This window comes from Oceanobacillus sp. FSL W7-1293 (assembly GCF_037969815.1).
In the GTDB taxonomy this organism is placed as follows: Bacteria; Bacillota; Bacilli; order Bacillales; family Amphibacillaceae; genus Oceanobacillus; species Oceanobacillus oncorhynchi.
On record NZ_CP150212.1, the window covers coordinates 1,775,241 to 1,796,661 of the forward strand.

Annotated in this window: 20 protein-coding genes; 12 read left to right on the forward strand and 8 right to left on the reverse strand. The window is 40.6% G+C overall.

Going from position 1 to position 21,421, the window contains the following annotated elements:
- Positions 1 to 14: 14 nt before the first annotated feature.
- Both pfkB and MKY65_RS08770 read right to left on the reverse strand, forming a co-directional pair.
- On the reverse strand, positions 15 to 926 hold the full coding sequence (gene pfkB / locus MKY65_RS08765; protein WP_339184062.1) for a 1-phosphofructokinase: 912 nt from the start codon (positions 924 to 926) through the stop codon (positions 15 to 17).
- Entirely contained in the window at positions 927 to 1,673 is a 747-nt protein-coding gene (locus MKY65_RS08770; protein WP_339184064.1) for a DeoR/GlpR family DNA-binding transcription regulator, read from the reverse strand.
- A 217-nt stretch (positions 1,674 to 1,890) separates the two neighbouring features.
- Between MKY65_RS08770 and MKY65_RS08775 the strand changes: the two genes are divergently transcribed.
- On the forward strand, positions 1,891 to 2,919 hold the full coding sequence (locus MKY65_RS08775; protein WP_339184065.1) for a PTS sugar transporter subunit IIC: 1,029 nt from the start codon (positions 1,891 to 1,893) through the stop codon (positions 2,917 to 2,919).
- 441 nt (positions 2,920 to 3,360) lie between these two features.
- Here the strand turns inward: MKY65_RS08775 and MKY65_RS08780 are convergent, their stop codons facing one another.
- A complete protein-coding gene (locus MKY65_RS08780; protein WP_339184067.1) occupies positions 3,361 to 5,274 on the reverse strand; it encodes a VWA domain-containing protein in 1,914 nt (637 codons plus the stop codon).
- A gap of 33 nt (positions 5,275 to 5,307) precedes the next feature.
- A complete protein-coding gene (locus MKY65_RS08785) occupies positions 5,308 to 6,177 on the reverse strand; it encodes a MoxR family ATPase (protein WP_339184069.1) in 870 nt (289 codons plus the stop codon).
- 215 nt (positions 6,178 to 6,392) lie between these two features.
- Between MKY65_RS08785 and MKY65_RS08790 the strand changes: the two genes are divergently transcribed.
- Positions 6,393 to 7,346 carry a D-2-hydroxyacid dehydrogenase gene (locus MKY65_RS08790; protein WP_339184070.1) on the forward strand — a complete coding sequence of 318 codons (954 nt, stop codon included), beginning with the start codon at positions 6,393 to 6,395 and terminating at the stop codon, positions 7,344 to 7,346.
- Between the two features lie 46 nt (positions 7,347 to 7,392).
- Positions 7,393 to 7,923: a thermonuclease family protein gene (locus tag MKY65_RS08795; RefSeq protein ID WP_339184071.1), complete on the forward strand. Its 531-nt coding sequence runs from the start codon at positions 7,393 to 7,395 to the stop codon at positions 7,921 to 7,923.
- A gap of 55 nt (positions 7,924 to 7,978) precedes the next feature.
- On the opposite strand, the gene MKY65_RS08800 is transcribed toward MKY65_RS08795, so the two are convergent.
- Positions 7,979 to 8,851 carry a GNAT family N-acetyltransferase gene (locus MKY65_RS08800; RefSeq protein ID WP_339184073.1) on the reverse strand — a complete coding sequence of 291 codons (873 nt, stop codon included), beginning with the start codon at positions 8,849 to 8,851 and terminating at the stop codon, positions 7,979 to 7,981.
- Positions 8,852 to 9,021: 170 nt separating this feature from the next.
- On the opposite strand from MKY65_RS08800, the gene MKY65_RS08805 reads away from it, so the two are divergent.
- The 3 genes from MKY65_RS08805 to MKY65_RS08815 all read left to right on the forward strand — a co-directional run bounded on the left by MKY65_RS08805 (position 9,022) and on the right by MKY65_RS08815 (position 10,535).
- Positions 9,022 to 9,309 carry a GNAT family N-acetyltransferase gene (locus MKY65_RS08805; protein WP_042533365.1) on the forward strand — a complete coding sequence of 96 codons (288 nt, stop codon included), beginning with the start codon at positions 9,022 to 9,024 and terminating at the stop codon, positions 9,307 to 9,309.
- Entirely contained in the window at positions 9,310 to 9,540 is a 231-nt protein-coding gene (locus tag MKY65_RS08810; RefSeq protein ID WP_042533367.1) for an excisionase family DNA-binding protein, read from the forward strand.
- 83 nt (positions 9,541 to 9,623) lie between these two features.
- Positions 9,624 to 10,535 (forward strand): RluA family pseudouridine synthase, encoded by a 912-nt coding sequence (locus tag MKY65_RS08815; protein WP_339184075.1) that lies wholly within the window; start codon positions 9,624 to 9,626, stop codon positions 10,533 to 10,535.
- A gap of 80 nt (positions 10,536 to 10,615) precedes the next feature.
- On the opposite strand, the gene MKY65_RS08820 is transcribed toward MKY65_RS08815, so the two are convergent.
- The gene (locus MKY65_RS08820; protein WP_339184076.1) at positions 10,616 to 11,602 is read right to left on the reverse strand and encodes a P1 family peptidase; all 987 of its coding nucleotides are present in this window, start codon (positions 11,600 to 11,602) and stop codon (positions 10,616 to 10,618) included.
- A gap of 98 nt (positions 11,603 to 11,700) precedes the next feature.
- On the opposite strand from MKY65_RS08820, the gene MKY65_RS08825 reads away from it, so the two are divergent.
- The 4 genes from MKY65_RS08825 (at position 11,701) to MKY65_RS08840 (ending at position 15,623) form a co-directional block, all read left to right on the forward strand.
- Positions 11,701 to 12,219, forward strand: a complete 519-nt coding sequence (locus MKY65_RS08825) for a redoxin domain-containing protein (protein WP_339184078.1) — start codon at positions 11,701 to 11,703, stop codon at positions 12,217 to 12,219.
- Between the two features lie 318 nt (positions 12,220 to 12,537).
- Positions 12,538 to 12,723, forward strand: coding sequence for a hypothetical protein (locus MKY65_RS08830; protein WP_339184079.1), 186 nt, complete (start codon positions 12,538 to 12,540; stop codon positions 12,721 to 12,723).
- Between the two features lie 30 nt (positions 12,724 to 12,753).
- Positions 12,754 to 14,640: an ABC-F family ATP-binding cassette domain-containing protein gene (locus MKY65_RS08835; RefSeq protein ID WP_339184080.1), complete on the forward strand. Its 1,887-nt coding sequence runs from the start codon at positions 12,754 to 12,756 to the stop codon at positions 14,638 to 14,640.
- A gap of 314 nt (positions 14,641 to 14,954) precedes the next feature.
- Positions 14,955 to 15,623, forward strand: coding sequence for a hypothetical protein (locus tag MKY65_RS08840; protein ID WP_042533379.1), 669 nt, complete (start codon positions 14,955 to 14,957; stop codon positions 15,621 to 15,623).
- 36 nt (positions 15,624 to 15,659) lie between these two features.
- On the opposite strand, the gene MKY65_RS08845 is transcribed toward MKY65_RS08840, so the two are convergent.
- Complete coding sequence (locus MKY65_RS08845; RefSeq protein ID WP_339184082.1) at positions 15,660 to 17,009, reverse strand: CoA-disulfide reductase; 1,350 nt, start codon at positions 17,007 to 17,009, stop codon at positions 15,660 to 15,662.
- Positions 17,010 to 17,452: 443 nt separating this feature from the next.
- On the reverse strand, positions 17,453 to 18,808 hold the full coding sequence (locus MKY65_RS08850; RefSeq protein ID WP_339184083.1) for a sodium-dependent transporter: 1,356 nt from the start codon (positions 18,806 to 18,808) through the stop codon (positions 17,453 to 17,455).
- Positions 18,809 to 19,246: 438 nt separating this feature from the next.
- Here MKY65_RS08850 and MKY65_RS08855 point away from each other — a divergent pair, with 438 nt between their 5' ends.
- Together MKY65_RS08855 and aroE are read left to right on the forward strand one after the other, a co-directional pair.
- On the forward strand, positions 19,247 to 20,443 hold the full coding sequence (locus MKY65_RS08855) for an MFS transporter (RefSeq protein ID WP_339184084.1): 1,197 nt from the start codon (positions 19,247 to 19,249) through the stop codon (positions 20,441 to 20,443).
- A 21-nt stretch (positions 20,444 to 20,464) separates the two neighbouring features.
- Positions 20,465 to 21,370: a shikimate dehydrogenase gene (gene aroE / locus MKY65_RS08860; RefSeq protein ID WP_339184086.1), complete on the forward strand. Its 906-nt coding sequence runs from the start codon at positions 20,465 to 20,467 to the stop codon at positions 21,368 to 21,370.
- The last annotated feature ends 51 nt before the right edge of the window (positions 21,371 to 21,421 follow it).

Consider the following 21,421-nt stretch of genomic DNA (forward strand, 5'->3'; position numbering starts at 1 on the left):
TTTCTATCTAAAAATTAAATGGTTTCTACTTGGACTTGGGAACGCAGCTTTTCAATGGCTTCTGCAGTAGCCAGGTCTTCTGAAAAAGCAGTAGCGCTGCCAGAAGCAACTGCTGTTTTAAATGATTCGGCCGGATCTCCCGATTTTAAGAAGGAGCTGATAAATCCTGCTACCATGGAGTCGCCGGCGCCTACGGAGTTAATCAGCTTTCCTTTTGGCGCTTTTGCTTTATAGTTTTCCTGTTTCGTGATAAGTAATGCACCATCTCCGCCCATGGAAATAATCACGTGTTTTGCTCCTTTTTCTAAGAGCTTTTTCCCGTAAGTGATGACTTCTTCATCTGTTTGCAGCTTCACATCAAATAATGCTTCCAGCTCATGAATGTTCGGTTTAACCAATAACGGCTGATAGCTCAACGATGCTTCAAGCGCAGCGCCTGTTGTATCAATCGCAAACGCAGCGCCTTGATTGGTTGCTCTTTGGATTAACTGCTCATAGAAATTGTCTGGAAGGGAAGGGGGCTTGCTTCCGGATAAAATTACCGTATCTCCATCCTTCACCTCTTCTAACTGTTTCAGGAACCTTGCTACTTCTTCATCTGATAAAGCAGGACCGCGTCCATTTATTTCGGTTTCCTGATCAGCTTTCAGCTTAATATTGATGCGGGTATCTTCCTGGATATTGACAAAGTTTGTCCGAACATCTAATTCGTCCAGAGCATCTTCAATAAATTTGCCGGTAAAGCCGCCGACAAAACCAAGAGCAACAGAGTCTGTCCTGAGTGCCTTTAAAATTCGTGACACATTGATACCTTTTCCGCCGGGGAGCTTATAGTCATCCTTCATATAACTCAACCCGCCTAAATCCAATTTGTCGACCGGAACAATATAGTCAATCGATGGATTTAAAGTGATTGTATAGATCATCTAATCTACCTCCAAAATAGTTGTGTGATTTAAATAGGGTTGGTGAATCGTTGATATTTTATCCGTAATAAACGTTACATCCGAGAAATTACATATTTTTGCGAAGCTGACTTTGTTCCATTTGCTGTCATCTGCAAGAAAATATGTGTCTGAAGCTCTTTCAATAGCAAGCTGTTTCATTGTTGCTTCCTCCGGATCCGGCGTGGTACAGCCATATGTCATATCAATGCTGTCTACGCCGAGAAAGGCTTTAGTGAATTGATAATTCATTAAAGAATGTTGACTTGGCGCGCCCACCATTGCTTTTGTGGAATGCTTTAATTTACCGCCTACGAGATAGGCTTCAATTTGCCTGTCCGCAAGCATCGAAGCATGGGCAATACCGTTTGTAACAACGGTAATCGACAAATTAGCAAGATGCGGTATCATCTCCAGTGTTGTCGTCCCTGCATCTAAATAAATCACATCATTCTCTTCTAAAAGGGAGGCAGCATGCCTTCCTATATTTTTCTTTTGTTGACTGTTTTTGACTGTTTTCTCCTGGTAGGTCAATTCCGCTCCAAATGTAGCGTTCAATTTTGCTCCACCGTGGATGCGGAGCAGGAGTCCTTTGCCTTCTAGATGAGCAAGATCCCTACGTATAGTGGACTCAGAGCAGTTAAGGCTCTCGATTAAATCTACAGACTTAACTACACCGCTTTCATTTAGACGATGTAAAATAAATTGATGGCGTTCATCTGTCAGCATTACTTTCACCTCTTAATGATAGAATATCATTAAATACAGTCGGAAACAACCAAAAACGTTCATTTTCATCGAAAAGATAAACATTCAGAAAAAAATAATTATTGACGCGAAAAAGAAATGGGTTTATGATAAATAGCACTTTCTGTTTAGAATTGAATAACATTTCCCACTAATTTAAAGAAAAGGAAATTAAGTGAATTATTAGGAGGTACGAAAAGTGAAAGAGTCAACAAAGAAATACATCATTGATCGAATGTACAAAGCATCACAGGGATTGGCGAATGCCGTCTTAGTGACGCTTGGTATCGGATTATTGATTGAAACAATCGGAACATTTACAGGGTGGGAAGGTTTTCTATTGATTGGTAATGCAGCTCAGCTGATGCTGGCACCGGCGATTGGTGCTGGAATAGCTTATCAGCTTGGGGGAAATACTTTAGTTATTTTTGGAGCGATGGCTTCCAGTACGGTTGGTGCGAATGCCTTATCGATGACGGCCGACGGAAGCTGGACACTCATTACAGGACAGCCGATCAGTGCGGTACTAGCCGCTGTGATTGCTACATGGGTCGGAAAGCGTGTAACAGGGAAAACATCGCTAGATATGATGGCAATTCCGTTTTGTTCTATTTTTGTAGGGGGAGTTGCCGGTGTTGGTTTAGCGGCCGTGACAACCCCGCTGCTTGAGAAAATCAGTGCAATCATTGCGAGTTCTACTGTAGGGTCTCCGTTTGTATCAGCCATTGTTATTTCATTAATTTGGAGTATCTTTTTGATGTCGCCGGCATCTTCCGCGGCTATAGCCATTGCATTACAGCTTGATCCCGTATCAAGTGCAGCAGCTTTGATCGGTTGCACAGCTCAATTTGTAGGGTTCACTGCCATGTCAATCAAACAAAACAATTTAGGAGCGAATATTGCGCAGTTCTTCTTAACACCGAAAGTGCAGGTGCCAAATATTGTGAAGAATCCGCGCTTAGTTATCGGACCGTTTGCATCATCGATTATCTGTGCACCAATTGCTATTTTAATATTTGATTTTGAAGTACCCTATGAGTTAGCCGGTTTAGGACTAAACTCGTTTATTGCGCCATTAAATATTTTAGCCAATCAAGGTGCGGGCGTTTTAGTCATGTACATTGTAGTTGGTGTGATTACGCCGGCAATTATTTCTGTAATGACTTACAAGGCACTGCAAATGAAAGGCTGGGCAAAAACAGGCGATTTGCATATGGAAGTTCAATAAAGTCTTCAGGTTATCTTGGTTTGAAAATAAATTTCAGAAAAATAATATATATTTGTATTTAATCATAAAAGGCGAGCATTTCCGAAAAATGCTCGCCTTTTGTATGGGGGAAAAACACTTTATCACGGAGAACCGTCCGTAAAACTCCCGCCTCAAAATAAAGCGTAAAAATAAATTTATTTAGGCGGGAGATAACGGACGCGAACTCCCTGAATCACTCAGCTAACACTCAGTGGGAGAATTAAGGAAGCAGACTAAGTTCGCGACGTCCTGGGGTTGCGATTACTCGCCCCACCGAAAACATTTGTCGCAACGTCTGCACTAGCACATCCTGGGACTGGGACTGCGGTTACTCGTCCCATCGAAGTGCTTTTGCGATTACTCGCCCCATCGGAAACATTTGTGCGTCGAAAAACTCCCACTGAGTGAAGTTTCGTTTTATCAAATTGCTTTCAGTAATAAGCGCTTGAGCAGAGGAGTAAAATGCTCTGGCAGGGCGCTCACATCTGGAACCATAATGCGTTCTTTTCCGTAAATATTTTGCATCATTGTATCGTCATTTTCTTCAATCTGCCCGTTTGCGAGAAACATTCCTACTACATCAATCTGATGCTTGCGGGCATTGGCTACAGCCTGATACGTATCCACAATGCCATTCTGGTCATAGCCGGAAGCTGCCGGCTGTCCGTCAGAAAATATCAGCAGAAATTTATTTTTCTCGCTGCGGGGAATTAATTTCTTGGTAACATGACGAATGCTGAAACCGTCCCGATTATCCTCCTGTGCTTCCAGCTGCATAATTTTGGCTCCCTGCTCTTTATACAAGGAATCCTCTACAGTCTGGATATATTGCAGATAATTCGGCTGGTAGCTGTCACTGGCTTTATTGGCATCCTCCCAGAAACCGATGATTTCATGCGGAATGCGCAGCTCTTTTAACACTTCATGAAACAGGGCCACACCGCGTTTTGTTTCTTCCATCTTGTTCTCCATCGAGGCAGAGCAATCAATCAACAAGGTAAATACCGCATCGAATTCCTTTGATTCCTGTTCTTTTTTATAAAATACACGCGGAGAATCCTCTAAAAAGATAGGAAGCAGTTTTTTAGAGAGCCGCCCAAACAATAAATCTGTTCGCGGTGCATTCTGTTTATGCTCCAGCGTTAATTGAATGGTTTTGGCAAGTTTTCTTTTAAAAGGGTCGATTTCCTCTACTAACTGCCGGTATTGTAATTCTTCGTCCTCTGTAGGTGCTTCTGCATACTCTGTAAACATCTGCGCATGTTCATTTTCCTTCCCAAAGCTTGATTCGCCACTGTTTTCAGATGTATTTTCTTCTTTACTTAGCGTTTCCTTATCGGAATAATCATTTTGCTTGCTCTGACCGGAAGTCCCTTGAATCGCAGCCATCGCCTGATCGCCGTCTTCTGTTTCACGGGCACCGCCGCCAAGCATCGAGGTTTTTGTGCCTTGCTCCAACTCAAATTGCAGAAAGTTTTGCTTACGGTCATCATTTTTATTTTCACGATGCCAGGTGGAGAAGGTTTCATCAAAGTATTCATTTTCTTCATTGGTTTCTTCCTGCTGATCGTCATTCACTAACGGATCGGTACGTGTTAATTCATCAAACAGCGTATTTTTTTCATATGTTTCAACGTGTCCGATTGGGAGAATGAAGTATTCATGAATCGAATCTGTATAACCTGCCTGCTGCATCTTTCGAACGATTTGTTCGGTTAACGCCACATTATCGCGTGTATGCTTTGTCTCAAAAACACTGTACAGATGGCTTTTTAAACTGTCGAGCATATCCAGCTGTGCTTTCTCCACACGAGGAAAGCTTGGGTCTGGCTGATTGGCAAACAGCAATAAATAAATCATACAAAATATTTCATCGGTTGCGTAGCTGCGTGTGACATTGGACTGCAGCTGGGTCGTGAAATAGTGATGGAAATACGCTCGCCTGTAAGAAAAGTTTCGCTTCGTGCCCGGACGTTCTTTCCGGATTGCGTCCTCTAAACGAATGTCTTCTAATAACGTCATCAGCTGGATTGCAAATTTGGGAAGAAGGGAATCCTCCAAATCCTTTTTGAATTGCTGCAGGCTTTTTACATCGGTCTGATGCAGAGTGCCTAATGTGCGCAGGATGACATCTGATTTCGCGCCGGCCTCCTGCATTTCTGCCGGGAGACGATCCCAAAAACGGCCGGCGGTTACTTTGTTTTCTGTTACATCAATAAAGGAACCAAAGCTGGACTCGAATTGTAATTGTTCATTCTTCGCCAAAACCGTCGTTAAATCCTGCAATTGCATAAACAAATGGGTGTCAACCTTTGTTTGGTGAAATCGGTACATATCAAAGTTACTCCTTTTGGACTTCCTTTTTAATTAAAATAACGTGTCTGCCAAATTCTCCACAAAAGCTTTCTCACGTTCTTCCTCGAGCTTATCCACAATACTGCGTAAAATAGCACGTTTAGGCGGAAGGTAGGTCGAGAGGTCGCAAGCATCCAGCAGAGCGCGAATGGAAGCAGCATCCTCTGACAATTTCCCTTGACTTACCGCTGTAATTAAATCATTGGATAATGTCACAAAACGCCCAATCAGCTGTTTATCTGTCAGTTTGGTTGATTCGGTAATTAATTGCTGCAGCTGTGCTCCTTGGATATAAGGTACATCAATGACAATAAAACGGTTTTTTAATGCTTCGTTTAAAGGAACCGTTCCAATATAGCCTTCGTTGATCGCCGCAATAACACCAAACCCGTCTGCAGCAGTCACAATCTCATTGGTGAAAGGGTTCGTAATCGTTCGGCGATAATCTAAAACACCATTAATCAACGGCAAGGTTTCCGGCTTAGCCATATTTATTTCATCAATATAAAGAAATGTTCCCTGCTTCATTGCATTGGTAACTGGTCCCGGAACAAATTCAATCGTCTGTTTTTCTTCTTCATAAGCAAGCGTTTTGAACCCCATCAAGCTTTCTGCATCCAGATCAACGGAACAGTTTACACTGTACATCGGACGCTGAAAAAGAGAGGAGAGTGTTTCCGCAAATTTTGTTTTCCCAGCGCCGGTCGGTCCTTTTAATAAAATATTTTTACCCATACTTAATGCGACAATGGCATCAATCAATAAATCATCACTTGGCGGGAGGTATCCGCCGGAACGGATCAATTCCTCGCGATCTGTTACTTCTTTTTTATTATTTTTAAGCAGCTCTTGGACTGCTTCAGGTAATTGAATAGCATTCATTATTGTTTCTCCTTTCGAAATCCATTGCTGTGATTCCGTTTTATCAATGTTTTTAAATAGATATAGACTCCGTTCACAATTGTATTACTTGTTCTCGAAAAATACAAAGAATGCGCAGTCGTTGCGATATGGCTGAGCAATTGCTAAGATAATGATAAGAATATAGAGACAGGTGCCATCGATGGTTAGGAGAATGGTGTCGGATAGGAGGATACATGGCGAAAAGGATAATGGCAATTCATTTAAATCTGGAGGATGCGTATGTAGAGGAAATAAAAAAGGCTGCTCCTGATTGGGAAATTCATACGGGCAAAGAGCTTTCGGATGATATTCTGAAACAAGCAGAAATTCTTGTTAATTGGCGCAAGGATAAAGAAAGCACCTATCTGGAAAGCAGTCAGCTGAAGTGGGTGCAATCCTGGAGTGCAGGGGTCGATTCGTTAAACTTAGATAAAATTGTGGAAAAGAACATTCAATTAACAAGCGCAAACGGGGTGCACAGCTATCCGATTTCCGAAACAATTTTTGCGTATATTCTAGGATTTACACGGTTAATTCATACTTATGTCAGACAGCAGCAGGAGAAGGTGTGGCATCACGCAAAACTCCGCGGAGAAATTCATAACAAGACAATGGCAGTGCTTGGCACAGGGAAAATAGGACAGGAAACAGCTAAAATAGCAAAAGCCTTTGGAATGAAGGTGCTTGGAGTCCGTCATTCAGGGAAAGCTGCAGAAAATGTGGATGAAATGTACCAGCCGCATCAATTAGATAAAGTACTTCCGCATAGTGATTATGTGGTTGTTACTTTGCCGTTAACAGAGGATACCCATCATCTGATTGGCACAGAACAATTTAAACAGATGAAAAACGATGCTTTCTTTGTCAATATCGGACGAGGGCCAATCGTTGATGAGAAAGCGCTGATTGAGGCGTTAGAGAATAATGAAATTGCCGGTGCCGGGATCGATGTATTTGAAAAGGAACCGCTGGAAGAATCCAGCCCGCTTTGGGAAATGGAAAACGTGATTTTGACTCCGCATACCGCAGGAGCAACGGAATTTTATAATCAGCGTGTTATTGAAGATATTTTTATTCCGAATTTAAAAAACTATTTAGATGGGAAAGCGCCGTCGATTAATCTATACCGTCATGAACGTGGTTATTAATAAATAATTCGAAAAAAGAATATGGATAATGATAAGGATGTAAGAAATGAAAAAGCTATTTATTCTGCTCGCTTCGCTGTTTGTTTTAACAGGATGCGAGCTGCTAGATTTTTTAGAAGACAATGAACCGGCAGAAGGAAGAGAATTGGTTACTGTGGAACGGGTCGTCGATGGCGATACCGTGATTGTTCATCTGGAAGATGGAACAAGAGAGCGGGTCCGCTTACTCTTGATTGATACCCCGGAAAGTGTGAAGCCTGATACGGAAGTACAGCCGTTTGGTGAAGAAGCAAGTGATTTTGCCAAAGAACTGATGCCGGAAGGGGAAACGGTCGAGTTAGAAAGAGGGAATCCCGAAAGAGACGATTACGACCGGATGCTTGCCTATATCTGGGCAGATGATGATAATGTTAACCAGTTATTAGTCGAAGAAGGATATGCAAGGGTCGGCTTTGTCTATGAGCCGAATACAAAGTATTTAGAAGATCTGGAGGAAGCGCAGGAAGAGGCAAAAGAAAATGGAGAAAATATCTGGTCAATTCCCGGCTATGCGGAAAGCAGGTTTCATGAATATTAAAAAGTATGAAGGCTAAAAGCAGGCGATGTATTTAAAAGATACATCGCCTGCTTTTTTAGAGGTTTGCCCACGCATCTCTGTCCATTCCATACAGCAGCCACGGGGAATCTAATTCAAATGGATGTTCGTCAGGCAGCTGATCGATGATAGAAGCCGGAATATCAATCCATACATGGACGTCCTTATCTGGGTGCTGTATTTGTAACGCATGCTGTGCTTCCGCAATCGTATTCCATAACCCTCTGCGCTGAAATAAATCTTTATATGGATAAACAGCGTGAAGATACACCTTTTTTTTAGTATCTTTCTTTGCAATTAATGGAGGAAGGCCGCCCTCTTGAAAAAAACGCCAGCTCTTTATTTGTTCTGCTTGAAAAAGCTTAGACGAGCTTGGAAAAGGGTAATAGCATTCAAGCGGGAAAAATGTATGTTCCTTAACATGGTATGTATCTAATAATTTCAGTTTTTCTTCTGTATCCGTTATTTCCCGCCAAGCTCCCTTTGTATCAGGTATTCCATCCAATTTGTTTGCTGTGCAACCATAAAATTCGGTCTGCTTTTCCAAATGGATTTTATTCAATACCTTTTGTGCCGGGGTGTTATGAGCTTGTGTATTCGCACCTGCCCACTCCACACCTTTGGTTTGGAATGCCTGATTCAGCACATATTGAGTTAAACGATTGGAATAGCCATTTCCCTGATAACGAATATCGCTTCTTAATCTGCCTAGCATGGCATAAGCGGATGCGAAAATAGAATAGCCTGCTGTACTCACTAATTGATTATTATAAAAGAGCCCAAAAAGTACGTGGTTTCCAGTACATAAAGTCTCAAAAATGCGTATAATATAATCATCTTCTATTCCTGTCTGCATATTTTCCATTAATTTTTTATCGGATGGTAATAATTGTCGGATATAAGTATTCAAAAAATCACCTCATGTTCATTGTAGAAAGAAGTATCTGGTTTCGTCCAGCAATCTATTTTAGAAAAAGAGTTTAATTTCTTAATATTTAAAACGCTTACAAAAATAATGTCTTGAGACCAGAAACTTGAAAGAGTATAATGAAAGAAATGTAGATATTTAGGAGGGCTAACATGGCTACCATTCATAAAGGAGAAACAAAATTTTACGTTGGGGAGGATATCAAGGATCCGGAAGCAGAAATTACTTTTGTACAATCAGGATCGAACCGTTTAGTTATTGATCATACGTATGTGGCAAAAGAACTCCGAAGCCAGGGGATTGCTCAACAGCTGCTGGAGCAAGTTGTTCTGTATGCACGAGAAAACGACAAATATATTATCCCTTTATGCCCGTTTGCAAAAAAACAAATGCAGAAAAATGAAGCGTATCATGACGTCCTTCAAAAGCAATTTATTTAAATGTATCTAACAATCAAAGAAACAGCAGCGTATTTATCAATAGATGAATCCATTGTGCGTACTTATGTTTTACAAGGGAAGATACGTGCGATTTATGATGGGGAAAACTATTTAATCAATAAAGAACAATTTACAACATATTTCGAACAGGTCGAGAAGTATAGGAAGGTCATTCAAGCTTACTTAGACGAACCAATTCCAGAGGACATTGATGTAAAGGATGAGGACTAGCTTTTATACGCAAGGGTGTATATACTGAAAAAGGTTTGTGAAAAATGAAATTCTATACGGTGTAAGAATAAAGGAGATTTAACATGAAAAACAAAAAACGTCCCCGATCGAAAAAAGCTGCGCCATTTTTGACTTATGAAGTTACGGAATCGGGAGAACTATTTCCTTTTCTAAGAGAGGTTCTAGAAAACCGCAGCCGTAATTCGGTAAAGTCTATTTTAACCAGAGGGCAGGTTTCTGTGGATGATCGCATCCAAACACAGCATAATTACATGCTGGAAAAGGGACAGGTTGTTAAAATATTAAAGAATAAAGAAGCGGTGAAGCAGGAAATCTTTATTGGCATGTCCATCGTTTATGAGGATGAAGATATCATTGTCATTGATAAAGAAGCAGGTCTGCTTTCAATTGCAACAAAGGAAGAGAGAAGACAAACTGCTTTTCATCAGCTGATGGATTATGTGAAACAGGAGGATCCGGCAAATCGTATCTTTGTCGTCCACCGCTTAGACAAGGAAACATCTGGAGTGATGGTTTTTGCAAAAAGCGAGAAGGTAAAACGCAAACTTCAGGATAATTGGAAGGATATAGTGAAAGAACGAACCTATGTCGTTTTAGTGGAAGGACAGGTTACTAAAGAAAAAGGCTATATTGTTTCCTGGTTAAAAGAAAGTCCGACACATAAGATGTACTCCAGCCGGGTTAAAAATGACGGTCAGCGGGCAGCGACACGTTATCGGGTTATTCAATCCAATCAACGTTTTTCTTTACTGGAGGTAGAGCTGGAAACGGGCAGAAAGAATCAAATCCGGGTTCATATGCAAGAGCTGGGCCATCCGGTAGTAGGGGATAAGAAATACGGCGGCGGAAATCGCCGTGTGATTGGCCGATTAGGATTGCATGCTAAAGCATTGGCTCTTTACCATCCGAAAACAAATAAACTGATGTTTTTCCGTTCAGATGTTCCAAAATCTTTTTATCATAAATCGAAATAATCATTAAAGCCATTACCCATGAACCATTGGATAATGGCTTTTTTCGACATAGAAAGAGAAATACAGCACAATAAAAATCGTTAAATCGGAGCTCTTTCCAACATTCTCCCTCCGCGTCCTACTGTGGTTTCTGCCTGCTGTAAGGAACGGTAAATGGCTTCTTCTACCACTTCTGCAACAGCCTGGAAAAATTGATTCATGATTGGATGATCATCCCGAATCACTGCCATAGAGTCAGTTATTTGATTGGAATGATGAGCGATTTTTGCAGCTGTAGAAAAGGCAATAGCGATATCGCCGCTCCCATTGTCAATCGTGCTTCCCGTTCTTCCAAGTCCAACTGCACAACGCTTGGCAAGCCGTTTAAGCTGGCGGTCGGAAAAAGGAGCATCTGTAGCAAGAATCATCATAATCGATCCGTCAGGTGTATCCGGGTTTTCAGTAGAATTCACAGGAAATAAAGCCTGTTCACGTCTGCCAAAATTACTTACAACTAGTGTGCCAAGTGTATATTTTTTGTTTTCGGCAGAGATGATTCTGGAAGAAGTGCCAATGCCTCCTTTATATCCTAAACACTGCATGCCAGTTCCAGCACCCACTGCTCCTTCCAGACTGCTTTCCGATGTTGCGTTTTGAATAGCATTTACAGCATGCTCCGGTTTGACAGCTTGTAAGCGGATGCTGTTCAAGTAACCGTCATTGCATTCCCCGACAACTAAATTGATTGTGCCTGCCGTATCACCGATTTCTTCTGTTTCCTCCAGCATATACGCTAAGGCACCCTGCATCACTGCTCCGACACTTAGGGTATTTGTCAGCATAATAGGGGCTTCTAAAACACCAAGCTCGTCTATCTGCATTAACCCTGTCGTTTTCCCAAAGCCATTAATAACAGCATTTCCAGCGGCGACTTTTTTTCTGAATATATTTTCGGAATGAGGCAATATAGCTGTAACTCCCGTGCAAATCGTATCTGTTTCATTCAGGTGCTCATACAGCGTCACGTGACCTACTTGCACATCCGGGACATCTGTAATACAGTTTTTTGTTCCTTTTGGTAATGTCATACACTTCAAAACCTTTCATTTTTAAGTAAATTATAACAAACGGGATAACGTTTGTATGGCGTAGACAGTATCGGAGAAATTAAGACAGAGGTGATTATATGAGGAGAAATAAAAAAATTAACATGTTAATGATTAGTTTGCTTCTTTTTTTACTAACAATACACCCTGCATATGCAGAGGGAGTGCAGGAGGGAGCAAAGATTGGGGATAAGGCGCCGGATTTCACGCTGGAAACACTTGACGGAGAAACACTGCAATTGTCTGATTTTAAAGGTGAGCGGGTCATGATTAATTTCTGGGCAACCTGGTGTCCACCTTGCAAGCAGGAAATGCCGGATATGGAGCGGTTTTATCAGGAGCATGATCCAGTCATTCTTTCTGTAAACTTAACGGATGAAGAAATGAGCACGGAGCAAGTGGGGCAATTTATCCAAGAACTTGAGCTGACCTTTCCTGTTTTATTAGATAAAGAAGGCGAAGTCAGTAATTTGTATCGAATTCAGCCGATTCCCGTGACGTATATGGTTGATGCAGAAGGAATCATTCAATTTAAATCGATTGGCGCTTTAAGCTATGAGCAGATGGTGAAGCAGTTTGAGCAGATGAAGAAAGAATAATTGGTAAAGAATTTAAAAACAAGCATGAAGACCTTTATCTATAAGTGGAAATACTTGTTTTATCACGGAGAACCGTACGTAAAACTCCCACGGAGTGAAGTTTCGTTTTATGGCATTATAATAGAGGCTGTGTTTGAACATCGATAAGGATCAGGATTTTTAATTAAACATGAATAAATGAACGGCTCCTTTACGAAAAAGATAATGAATATAGATAGAAAAATGCCTGCGTATGCGATAAAATATACGTTAGGCGTTTTTTATAGATAGTAAAATCAAGAATACATAGATAACCTAAACTTTAAGGAGGCGTTAGAAATGAAATTACTGCTTGGACAGTTTGTGATTACTCTCATTGTGTGGATTGGCTTACTTACATTTTTCCAAGAGATGAGTCAAGCCAGCCAGCTTATTTTCTACTTGGTTACTTCATGGTTATTATTACTTATCGTTCTAATGATTAAGACGTGGATTAGGGAAAAGAAAGAGTCTGATAAATCATAATCCATATTTTTATGAAGGAAGTGATGCGTGATGTTACGTATTGAAAATATCAGCAAGTCTTATGGAGATAAAAATCTGTTTACAAATATCCATGCGGCCATCGGTGAATTGGATCGAATCGGTTTGATTGGCGTGAATGGAACAGGGAAGTCAAGCTTCTTAAAAGTCATTGCAGGAATAGATGATCCGGATCAAGGCGAAATAAAACATGCAAAGGGTTATCAGATTGAATATATTGCACAGGAAATGGATCTTTATGAGGATTTAACAGTGATTGAGCAGATTTACTATGGAGAATCAGAGCAAATGAGACGGATGCGTGCTTATGAACAAGCCCTGTTAAATTTGGAGAAGGAACCGGAGAACGAGTCGTTTCAGGAGAAGCTGTTACAGCTGCAGCAAAAGATGGATCAGGCAGAGGCATGGGAGGCTAACGCCAATGCAAAAACAATTTTAACGAAGCTCGGTGTCACAGCTTTTGATAAGAAGGTTCATGAGTTATCTGGCGGACAAAGGAAAAGGGTTGCTATTGCTAAAGCGCTGATTCAGCCTGCTGATTTGCTTATTTTAGATGAGCCTACCAACCATCTTGACCACGAAACGGTCGAATGGCTGGAGAAATATTTACAGAGCTATCGCGGCTCGATTTTATTAGTGACGCATGACCGTTACTTTCTGAACCGGGTAACCAATCGTATTTTTGAACTGGATAAAGGAAATCTCTATGTTTATGAAGGGAATTATGAACTGTTTTTAGAGAAAAAAGCAGAGCGGGAAGCTCAGGAAATAAGTGATGAGCAAAAGCATCGCAATACATTAAAGCGGGAGCTTGCCTGGCTGAAACGAGGGGCAAAGGCAAGGTCGACGAAGCAGCGTGCCCGGGTCGAACGGGTAGAGGAAATGAAGGGAAAGAAATTTGATACGAAGAAAGAAAATCTTGCTATTCAAGCGGGCTCAAAGCGGCTTGGAAATGACGTTATTGACCTGACAGAAATCTCAAAGGTTTTTGGCCAGCAGACACTGATTCATGATTTCTCCCATCAGATTATTCCTGGAGACAGAATTGGTATTATAGGTCCTAATGGTACAGGTAAAACAACCTTGCTCAATATGATGGCAGAGCGTATTTTGCCTGATAAGGGAGAGGTGAAGATTGGCGAGACAGTGCGAATCGGTTATTATACCCAGGATGATGAAGATTTAGATGGAGATTTACGTATTATCGAGTATATTAAAGAAATAGCCGAAGTCATGCATACTGCGGATGGTCAAGTAATTACCGCAGAGCAGCTGCTGGAGCAATTTCTATTTCCAAGAGCACAGCAATGGTCTTATATACGTACGTTATCAGGCGGAGAGAAACGGCGCCTTTATTTACTCAAAGTATTGATGCACGAACCAAATGTTTTGTTTTTAGATGAACCGACGAATGATTTAGATACACAAACGCTGGCTGTTTTAGAAGAATATCTGGAGTCGTTTCCAGGCGTCGTAATTACTGTTTCACATGACCGTTATTTCCTGGACCGTATTGTAGACAAGCTCTTTGTATTCAAAGGGGAAGGGGAGGTATCTGTTTATTATGGAAACTACAGCGAATTCTTGGAAACAAACGCGATTCCAAAGCAGACAAAGGCTGCAGCCCCGAAAGAATCAAAACCGGCCGCATCTGTAAAAACGAAAAAGAAATTATCTTACATGGAACAGCGTGAGTGGGAAACAATAGAGGATGAAATTACTCAGCTCGAATCACGATTGACCGAAATTGAACAGGAAATTGCGGAAGCTGGAAGTGATATCGGCAAGGTACAGCCTTTATTTACAGAACAGCAAGAGGTAGAAGATAAATTAGAAGAAAAGATGGAACGTTGGGAAGAATTATCATTATTAAAAGAAAGCTTTGAATCAGGGAAATGATTTGGTGAAATTAATTTTGAAGTTATACAAAAACTGGGTAGCATTCGGTTGTTTGGCGTGTTATACTTACGTTGGAAAATCACCAGATAGGTTAAAAAGTCTAGTGTGAAGGCGCTGAACGCACCTGTAACTATTAGCTAAAGCTTCTTTTATTGCGTATAGCAATATTAGTCCCTGATCCTCAATTAAAACAATCTATCGCTTCTCAAATTGAAAAGAAAAGTTTTTATATGTTTCATTTTTACGAGTATAAGGGAATATAGAGAAGAAGAGCGTACCTTATTTTGGAATTGATTAATCAAGGAGGTCATTAAATGAAGCTTTTTCAAGTAAGAAAAGGTCAGTTTGTATTTTATGAAAATGAATTGCATAAGGTATATTCTGTCAAACCAATGTTTAAAAAATCTGTTCACATGTATCGGTTAAAGGATATGAAACAAGTATTAACAACCGCAAAAGATATTAATTTTTATCGTCCTAAACATAATGATACATTTATTTTTTATGGTAAAAGATATACGATTGATCAATATGCAAAACCAAAAGCGGGTGATTATATTTTGATTGTGAAGCCTACTCCGGACTTTTTAGATCATTATTCATTAAATGAAATAGAGAAGGTAGAGCGGGTAGAAGACGGAAACGTAATTACAACACGCGATAATGGTGTTAAACATAGTGAATATGTTGTGATGGTTCCAGGGAAAGCAGAGGCAAGTCAAGAGATTGCTTATTTCGATAAATCCCTTGTTCCGGAAGAAAAACAGCTGCAGGATGAATCGATTTCTTATTTAGCAGAGAATGATGATGCATTACAGCCTGCTGTGGGTGATATTTATTTGGATATCCATAATAATACTCGTGCTATGATTGTAGCGATGACGGATGATGAGATTGTATTCGGTCACGGCGTCCGTGTGCATGTTGCAGAATTATTAGATGAAACAAGATATGAATTAGTTTATCAATTTGAAGATCATTAAAAAACAAGCCGGCTGGATGTTATCAGCCGGCTTGTGTCATTTATTTGCTTTTTTCCATTTTTCCCTCGCCTTATATCCTAGAATATTAATAGCATCCTTAGAGCCTGAATAAATCGGGTTATAGCCAAGCTCCAAGTCCGTTAAGTCATCTACGGTGAGTTTGCCTTTAATCGCAGTTGCTAATACAGCCATGCGCTTATCCGCTCCTTTTGGCCCGATAACACTGCCCCCTAATAATTGTCCTGATTTCGGGTCGAATACAATCTTCATCCAGAGCATTTCCGAACCCGGATAGTATCCGGCATGAGAATATCCTTTGGACAGGACTGCTTCAAAGGGAATGCCTAATTCATCTAAAGCACCTTCATTTTGGCCGGTAATAGCAACCGTTAAATCAAAGATACGGAAAATAGATGAACCCAAAATACCGTCACGCTGAATCTTTTCTCCATTTAAATGGGATGCAACAACAAATGCTTGACGATGTGCCGGCCATGCCAATGCTACATGTGCTGGTTTTTTTGTAATAAAATCGACTTCCTCCACAGCATCTCCCAGCGCATAAATAGCAGGGTCACTGGTCTGCATGACATTATTAACTTTAATTGCACCGGTTTCTCCTAATTCCAAACCAGCATCTTTTGCCAGTTCAATATTTGGTGTAATACCGATAGCCATTAATATCATATCCGCCTGAAGGCTTTTTCCGCTTTGAAGCTGCAGGGTTGTGCCATGATTAGAGTAGCTTTCTAACTTATCATTTAGATAAAGATCTACCCCGTTTTCTTTTATATGTTCATCTACATGGCCTGCCATATCGGCATCCAATCTTGACATGACATGCTCGGAATGATCGACAAGCGAGCATTGGAGCCCTCTTCTATGCAGATTCTCAAGCATTTCCAAACCAATAAATCCGCCGCCGATAATGGCTGCTGTTTTTGGTTTTTTATCTGAAATAAATGCTTCTATCCGGTCCATATCCTCGATGGTCCGTAATGTAAACGTATTGGATGTGATGCCATCTAAATCAGGCATAACAGCCCGTGCCCCTGGAGAAAGAATCAATGTATCATAGTCCATTTCATAAGGCTTATTATTTTTTTCAAAGAAAATGGTTTTCTTTTCTCTTTCAATATGTGTAACCTCTGCATAGGTTTCAATAGAAAGCTGATATTTCTCTGCAAAATCATTTTCAGAATAAATCACCCGATTTCGGTCTGTGATTTCTCTTCCGATATAATAAGGCATCCCGCAGTTAGCAAAAGAAATATAACCAGACCGCTCCAGAATATGAATTTCGGAATCTGGATCGTTTCTCCGTATCTGTGCTGCAACCGTAGCACCTCCGCCGACACCGCCGACAATAACAATTTTATTTACCATACGCAAATGGCTCCTTTCCAATTGGCTTCTTAAAATAGCATAGTATTAGTTCATTACTATATAGTTCCCGTTATTGTCCGATTTAAAAAGTGTTTATGCAATAAAAAAACAAGAACACCACTTAAAACATCGGTGTTCTTGCCAAGGAGATGTCCGCTCCGACAGTATTCGATGGGGCGAGTAATCGCAGTCCCAGGAAGTCGCTTTCCGCGGGCAACGTTCAGCCTCACGGTAAGAACACCACTTCCTGCTCAGGTCTACCTGTTGCTTTTCCCGCAGGAGTCGACAACATTCGCTCCCATCTAAGAATAACTATGTTTTATTTGCTTTTTTATAAAGAAATAACACAAATTCTGGAGCGGCTGTATTCAGCATTTTTTTATATGCTTTTTATTCTTTAAAAAAAATCTCCCTGCAAAAGCAGAGAGATTTTATTCGCTTTATTAAAACAGCTGGAATATTCCAAGTGAATAAAGGAAAACAATCACGATAGTAATCGGAGCGATCCATCGTAATATCTGGTACCATACTTGGAACATCCCGTTGCCAAAAGGATTTCCTGCATGAAATTCTTGCTCGACTAATGTGCGCTTCATTTTGAACCCTACAAATAAGGCGATGAATAAACAACCGACAGGAAGCATAATGTTGCTGACTAAGAAATCACTTGCGTCGAATGCTGTTTTTCCGAAAATATGAAAATCGGCAAGGGCATTGGATGATAAAGCAGCTGGTATCCCAAAGATAAATACGGCCACTCCGGCAACCCAGGCGATTTGTTTCCGGGAAGCTTTTACTCTTTCATTCACCGAAGAGGTAATAATCTCCAGCATACTAAATGAAGAAGTTAAAATTGCAAACAAGAATAAGAACAAGAACAAGCTCAAGAATAATTCACCAAAAGGCATTTGCGAGAATGCTTCCGGAAGAACGATAAACAATAATCCAGGTCCTTCAGTCGGTTCAAGACCGAATGAGAATACAATTGGAAAAATCGCTAATCCGGCAAGTAAGGATACCAGAATGTTCATGACAGAAACAGAAGCTGCTGATTTTGTTAAGCTGACATTTTTAGCCAAATAAGAGCTGTAGGTTACCATTACAGAGATTCCGATTGCCAATGAGAAGAAGGCCTGTCCCAATGCATATAAAATATTTTCACCATTTAACTGGGAAAAGTCAGGTTGAAGGAAGAAACGTACGCCTTCCATGGCACCTTCAAAGGTTAATGCACGAATCACGATAATAATGAAAAAAAGAAATAATAAAGGCATCAGTATTTTACTATATTTTTCGATACCATTTTGAATTCCATTAGAGATAACAAAGGAATTTAAAAATACGAAGAATGCAAGTCCTGCAATCGTAAGCAGCGGGCTTCCAGTAATGGTATCAAATAAAGCAGCATAATCGCTATTATCTGAAATAACCATACCAGGGACAGACATCAGACTGTAAATCAATACCCAGCCTCCGACAACACTGTAAAAGGACATTAAAATAAAAGCCCCGGCAACGCCCCAATGCCCAATAAATGAAAAGATGCTCCGTTTCGGCGTTAGTTTTTGATAAGCGCTGACAGCTTCCTTCTGAGCGCCGCGGCCAATAACAAATTCGGCAATAAGCAGCGGAAGGCCAATCAGAACAGTAAATAAGATAAATATAAAGAAAAATGCTCCCCCGCCGTTCATCCCGGTCATGTAAGGGAATTTCCAGATAGCACCCAAGCCGACTGCGGCGCCGGCAGAGGATAAAATAAATCCAAGTCTTGTCGACCATTGTTCTGTCTGTTTTTCCATATTCGTAAAATCCTTCCTCTATAAAATCAATGTCCAGTATATCATAAAACGGAGCTTCCTTCAGCGGGGAGTTTTATTCTGACATAAACGTAACATTATCGATTCCTTTGTGTACAGGGATATCCTTCAAGGCCTTTTAATAAAGGACGCTCTTTCTTAAAGAATAAGAATGTTTATAAAGATAGCTGAAAATAACCGCTCCAACGGGTTTTGTGGGGTGAGTAATTTTAGGCCCCGGAAATATACTCCGCTTCCCGCAGCGGACAATCTCCTTAGCAAGAACACGGATGTTTTAAAAACTAAGTGATATTTTTGGTTTTCTTAGTCTTTCCAATATAAAGCAAGGAATGACCGTTAATGAAGGAGAATAGATTTTTCTAAGCCGCTCATACTAAGTCTAAGTATATCAATTAGTAACAACAAAGGAGAGGACAGAAGTTGAACAATCCTTATATAAAGACCTCATTTGGCCTCTATTTAAACTTTTTCATGCTCGGCATGATCAATATTATTATTGCTTCTAATATGGGCAATTTATCTCGGCTGTATGATGTGACTCCCTCTCAGGTCAGTTTTCTCGTTTCAGCTATCGGTATTGGGAAATTAGCGGCTTTATTTTTTGTGGGCAGGCTTTCTGACAAAATCGGCCGTAAGCCAATTATTATTGCTGCGAGTTTTTTGTATTTACTGTTTTTGCTCGGTATGCCGCTGACATCAAGCTATTATTTAGCATTTGCCTTCGCAATTACTGCTGGGATTGCTAACTCGTTATTGGATTCCGGGACATACCCGGCGCTGATTGAATCATTTCCGAAAAAATCGAGCACAGCAACTGTTTTAGTTAAAGCTTTTGTCTCCATTGGAGCGACTGTTTTACCATTCTTGATTTCCTTTTTGGCAGCAAATGGCATATTTTGGGGATGGTCATTCTTTATCCTCGGTATTCTTTATGTCATTAGCGGTGTTTACTTATTCTTTATGCCTTTCCCTGAAGTAGAAAATGGCGACACTTCAGAAGATGAAGAATCAGATAAAGAACAAGATAAGAAAGCATTAAAAACCAAACCGTCCATGATGCGAGAGGGCCTGGCTATTATTTTAATTGGTTTTACTTCAACGGCATTATTCGTTGTATGGCAAACATGGTTACCTGAACTTGGCGAACAGTTTATCGGCTTAAGTGAACATGATTCTGTTCAGCTGCTCAGTTATTTCAGTATCGGTGCGCTTGTTTCCGTCATATTGCTTGCTGTAGTGCTTGACCGATTTATTAGACCAATCACGGTTTTAATTGTTTATCCAATTATAGCTTTTATTGCAATGCTTTTACTGTTCTTTGTGGAGTCCTATCCGGTTGTTCTGGTCAGCACCTTCTTGTTAGGTTTATTTACCTCAGGGCTTTTTCAGCTGGCGTTAAGTATCATGACTGATTTTTTCCGGAAAAACAAAGGAACCACCACAGCCTATGTAAATATTGCATCAAGTGCTGCTTTTATTCTGGTGCCGATCATTACCGGCTCACTTGTTGATTTAATTGGAATCAGCATGACCCTTGTGTTTGATATGGTGATTGCAGTACTAGGTATTTTGTTGGCACTTTATATCGCTTCCCGAAGAAGGAAGATTTTTTCTTAAAGTAAGAATAAAATAGAGGAGATGGATACAATGGCAGCAGATTTTGAAAAAAACTTAGAAAAAATAGATGGTTACACGAAATTGGTCGGGCTTCTGGCTACACCGATTGGGCACAGCTTATCCCCGCGTATGCACAACTTAGGCTATACGCTGAAAGACTTAAATTATGCATACCTTGCATTTGAAGTAGGTAACGATGAATTAGAGAAGGCGGTAGAAGGTATGAAAGCTATAGGAGCTATTGGATTTAACATATCGATGCCAAACAAAATGGAAGTGATTCAATACTTGGACGAGCTTGATGAAGGTGCGAAGCATGCCGGCGCTGTCAATACTGTTGTGAACGAAAATGGCAAGCTGAAAGGCTATAACACAGACGGGCTTGGTTATGTATCCAATTTGCTTGAACACGGCGTCGAACTTAAAGGAAAAAAAGTCACATTAGTTGGTTCTGGCGGGGTTGCTACACCAATAGCCACGCAGCTTGTTCAATCAGGTATCCGTGAAATTAGTGTTTTCGCCCGTGATGATAAATTTTTCAGCAACGCAGAAAAAAACGTGAAATACATCAATGAAGAAATGCAAGAATACCAAGTAAAGGCAAATATTTTACCGCTTGAGGATAAAGAAGCATTTCGCCGCGAAGTTGCTGAAAGCCTCGTTCTCGCTAATGCTACAAGCCTTGGTATGAAGCCGCTTGATGACTTGAGCATTATCGACGATACGTTAGACGTGCTTCGTGATGATCTTGTGATTACCGATGTAGTATACAACCCGCAGCGTTCAAAGCTGCTCAAACAAGCAGAGGAAGGCGGCAGCAAAGCGATTAATGGCCTTGGCATGATGCTTTGGCAGGGCGCGCTTGCATTCGAAAAATTCACAGGTGAGGAAATGCCCCGTGAAAAAATAAAAGAAATTATGTTTTAATCGAAACAATACAAAAAAGCATTTGATTGGCTGGATGAAGTTTGGTTTTTA

What these genes read in the sequence shown, in the direction of transcription:
- pfkB (WP_339184062.1), bottom strand. Translation starts at nt 926, where the DNA reads ATGATCTATACAATCACTTTAAATCCATCGATTGACTATATTGTTCCG.
- MKY65_RS08770 (WP_339184064.1), bottom strand. Translation starts at nt 1,673, where the DNA reads ATGCTGACAGATGAACGCCATCAATTTATTTTACATCGTCTAAATGAA.
- MKY65_RS08780 (WP_339184067.1), bottom strand. Translation starts at nt 5,274, where the DNA reads ATGTACCGATTTCACCAAACAAAGGTTGACACCCATTTGTTTATGCAA.
- MKY65_RS08785 (WP_339184069.1), bottom strand. Translation starts at nt 6,177, where the DNA reads ATGAATGCTATTCAATTACCTGAAGCAGTCCAAGAGCTGCTTAAAAAT.
- MKY65_RS08790 (WP_339184070.1), top strand. Translation starts at nt 6,393, where the DNA reads ATGGCGAAAAGGATAATGGCAATTCATTTAAATCTGGAGGATGCGTAT.
- MKY65_RS08795 (WP_339184071.1), top strand. Translation starts at nt 7,393, where the DNA reads ATGAAAAAGCTATTTATTCTGCTCGCTTCGCTGTTTGTTTTAACAGGA.
- MKY65_RS08805 (WP_042533365.1), top strand. Translation starts at nt 9,022, where the DNA reads ATGGCTACCATTCATAAAGGAGAAACAAAATTTTACGTTGGGGAGGAT.
- MKY65_RS08810 (WP_042533367.1), top strand. Translation starts at nt 9,310, where the DNA reads ATGTATCTAACAATCAAAGAAACAGCAGCGTATTTATCAATAGATGAA.
- MKY65_RS08815 (WP_339184075.1), top strand. Translation starts at nt 9,624, where the DNA reads ATGAAAAACAAAAAACGTCCCCGATCGAAAAAAGCTGCGCCATTTTTG.
- MKY65_RS08820 (WP_339184076.1), bottom strand. Translation starts at nt 11,602, where the DNA reads ATGACATTACCAAAAGGAACAAAAAACTGTATTACAGATGTCCCGGAT.
- MKY65_RS08825 (WP_339184078.1), top strand. Translation starts at nt 11,701, where the DNA reads ATGAGGAGAAATAAAAAAATTAACATGTTAATGATTAGTTTGCTTCTT.
- MKY65_RS08830 (WP_339184079.1), top strand. Translation starts at nt 12,538, where the DNA reads ATGAAATTACTGCTTGGACAGTTTGTGATTACTCTCATTGTGTGGATT.
- MKY65_RS08835 (WP_339184080.1), top strand. Translation starts at nt 12,754, where the DNA reads ATGTTACGTATTGAAAATATCAGCAAGTCTTATGGAGATAAAAATCTG.
- MKY65_RS08840 (WP_042533379.1), top strand. Translation starts at nt 14,955, where the DNA reads ATGAAGCTTTTTCAAGTAAGAAAAGGTCAGTTTGTATTTTATGAAAAT.
- MKY65_RS08845 (WP_339184082.1), bottom strand. Translation starts at nt 17,009, where the DNA reads ATGGTAAATAAAATTGTTATTGTCGGCGGTGTCGGCGGAGGTGCTACG.
- MKY65_RS08850 (WP_339184083.1), bottom strand. Translation starts at nt 18,808, where the DNA reads ATGGAAAAACAGACAGAACAATGGTCGACAAGACTTGGATTTATTTTA.
- aroE (WP_339184086.1), top strand. Translation starts at nt 20,465, where the DNA reads ATGGATACAATGGCAGCAGATTTTGAAAAAAACTTAGAAAAAATAGAT.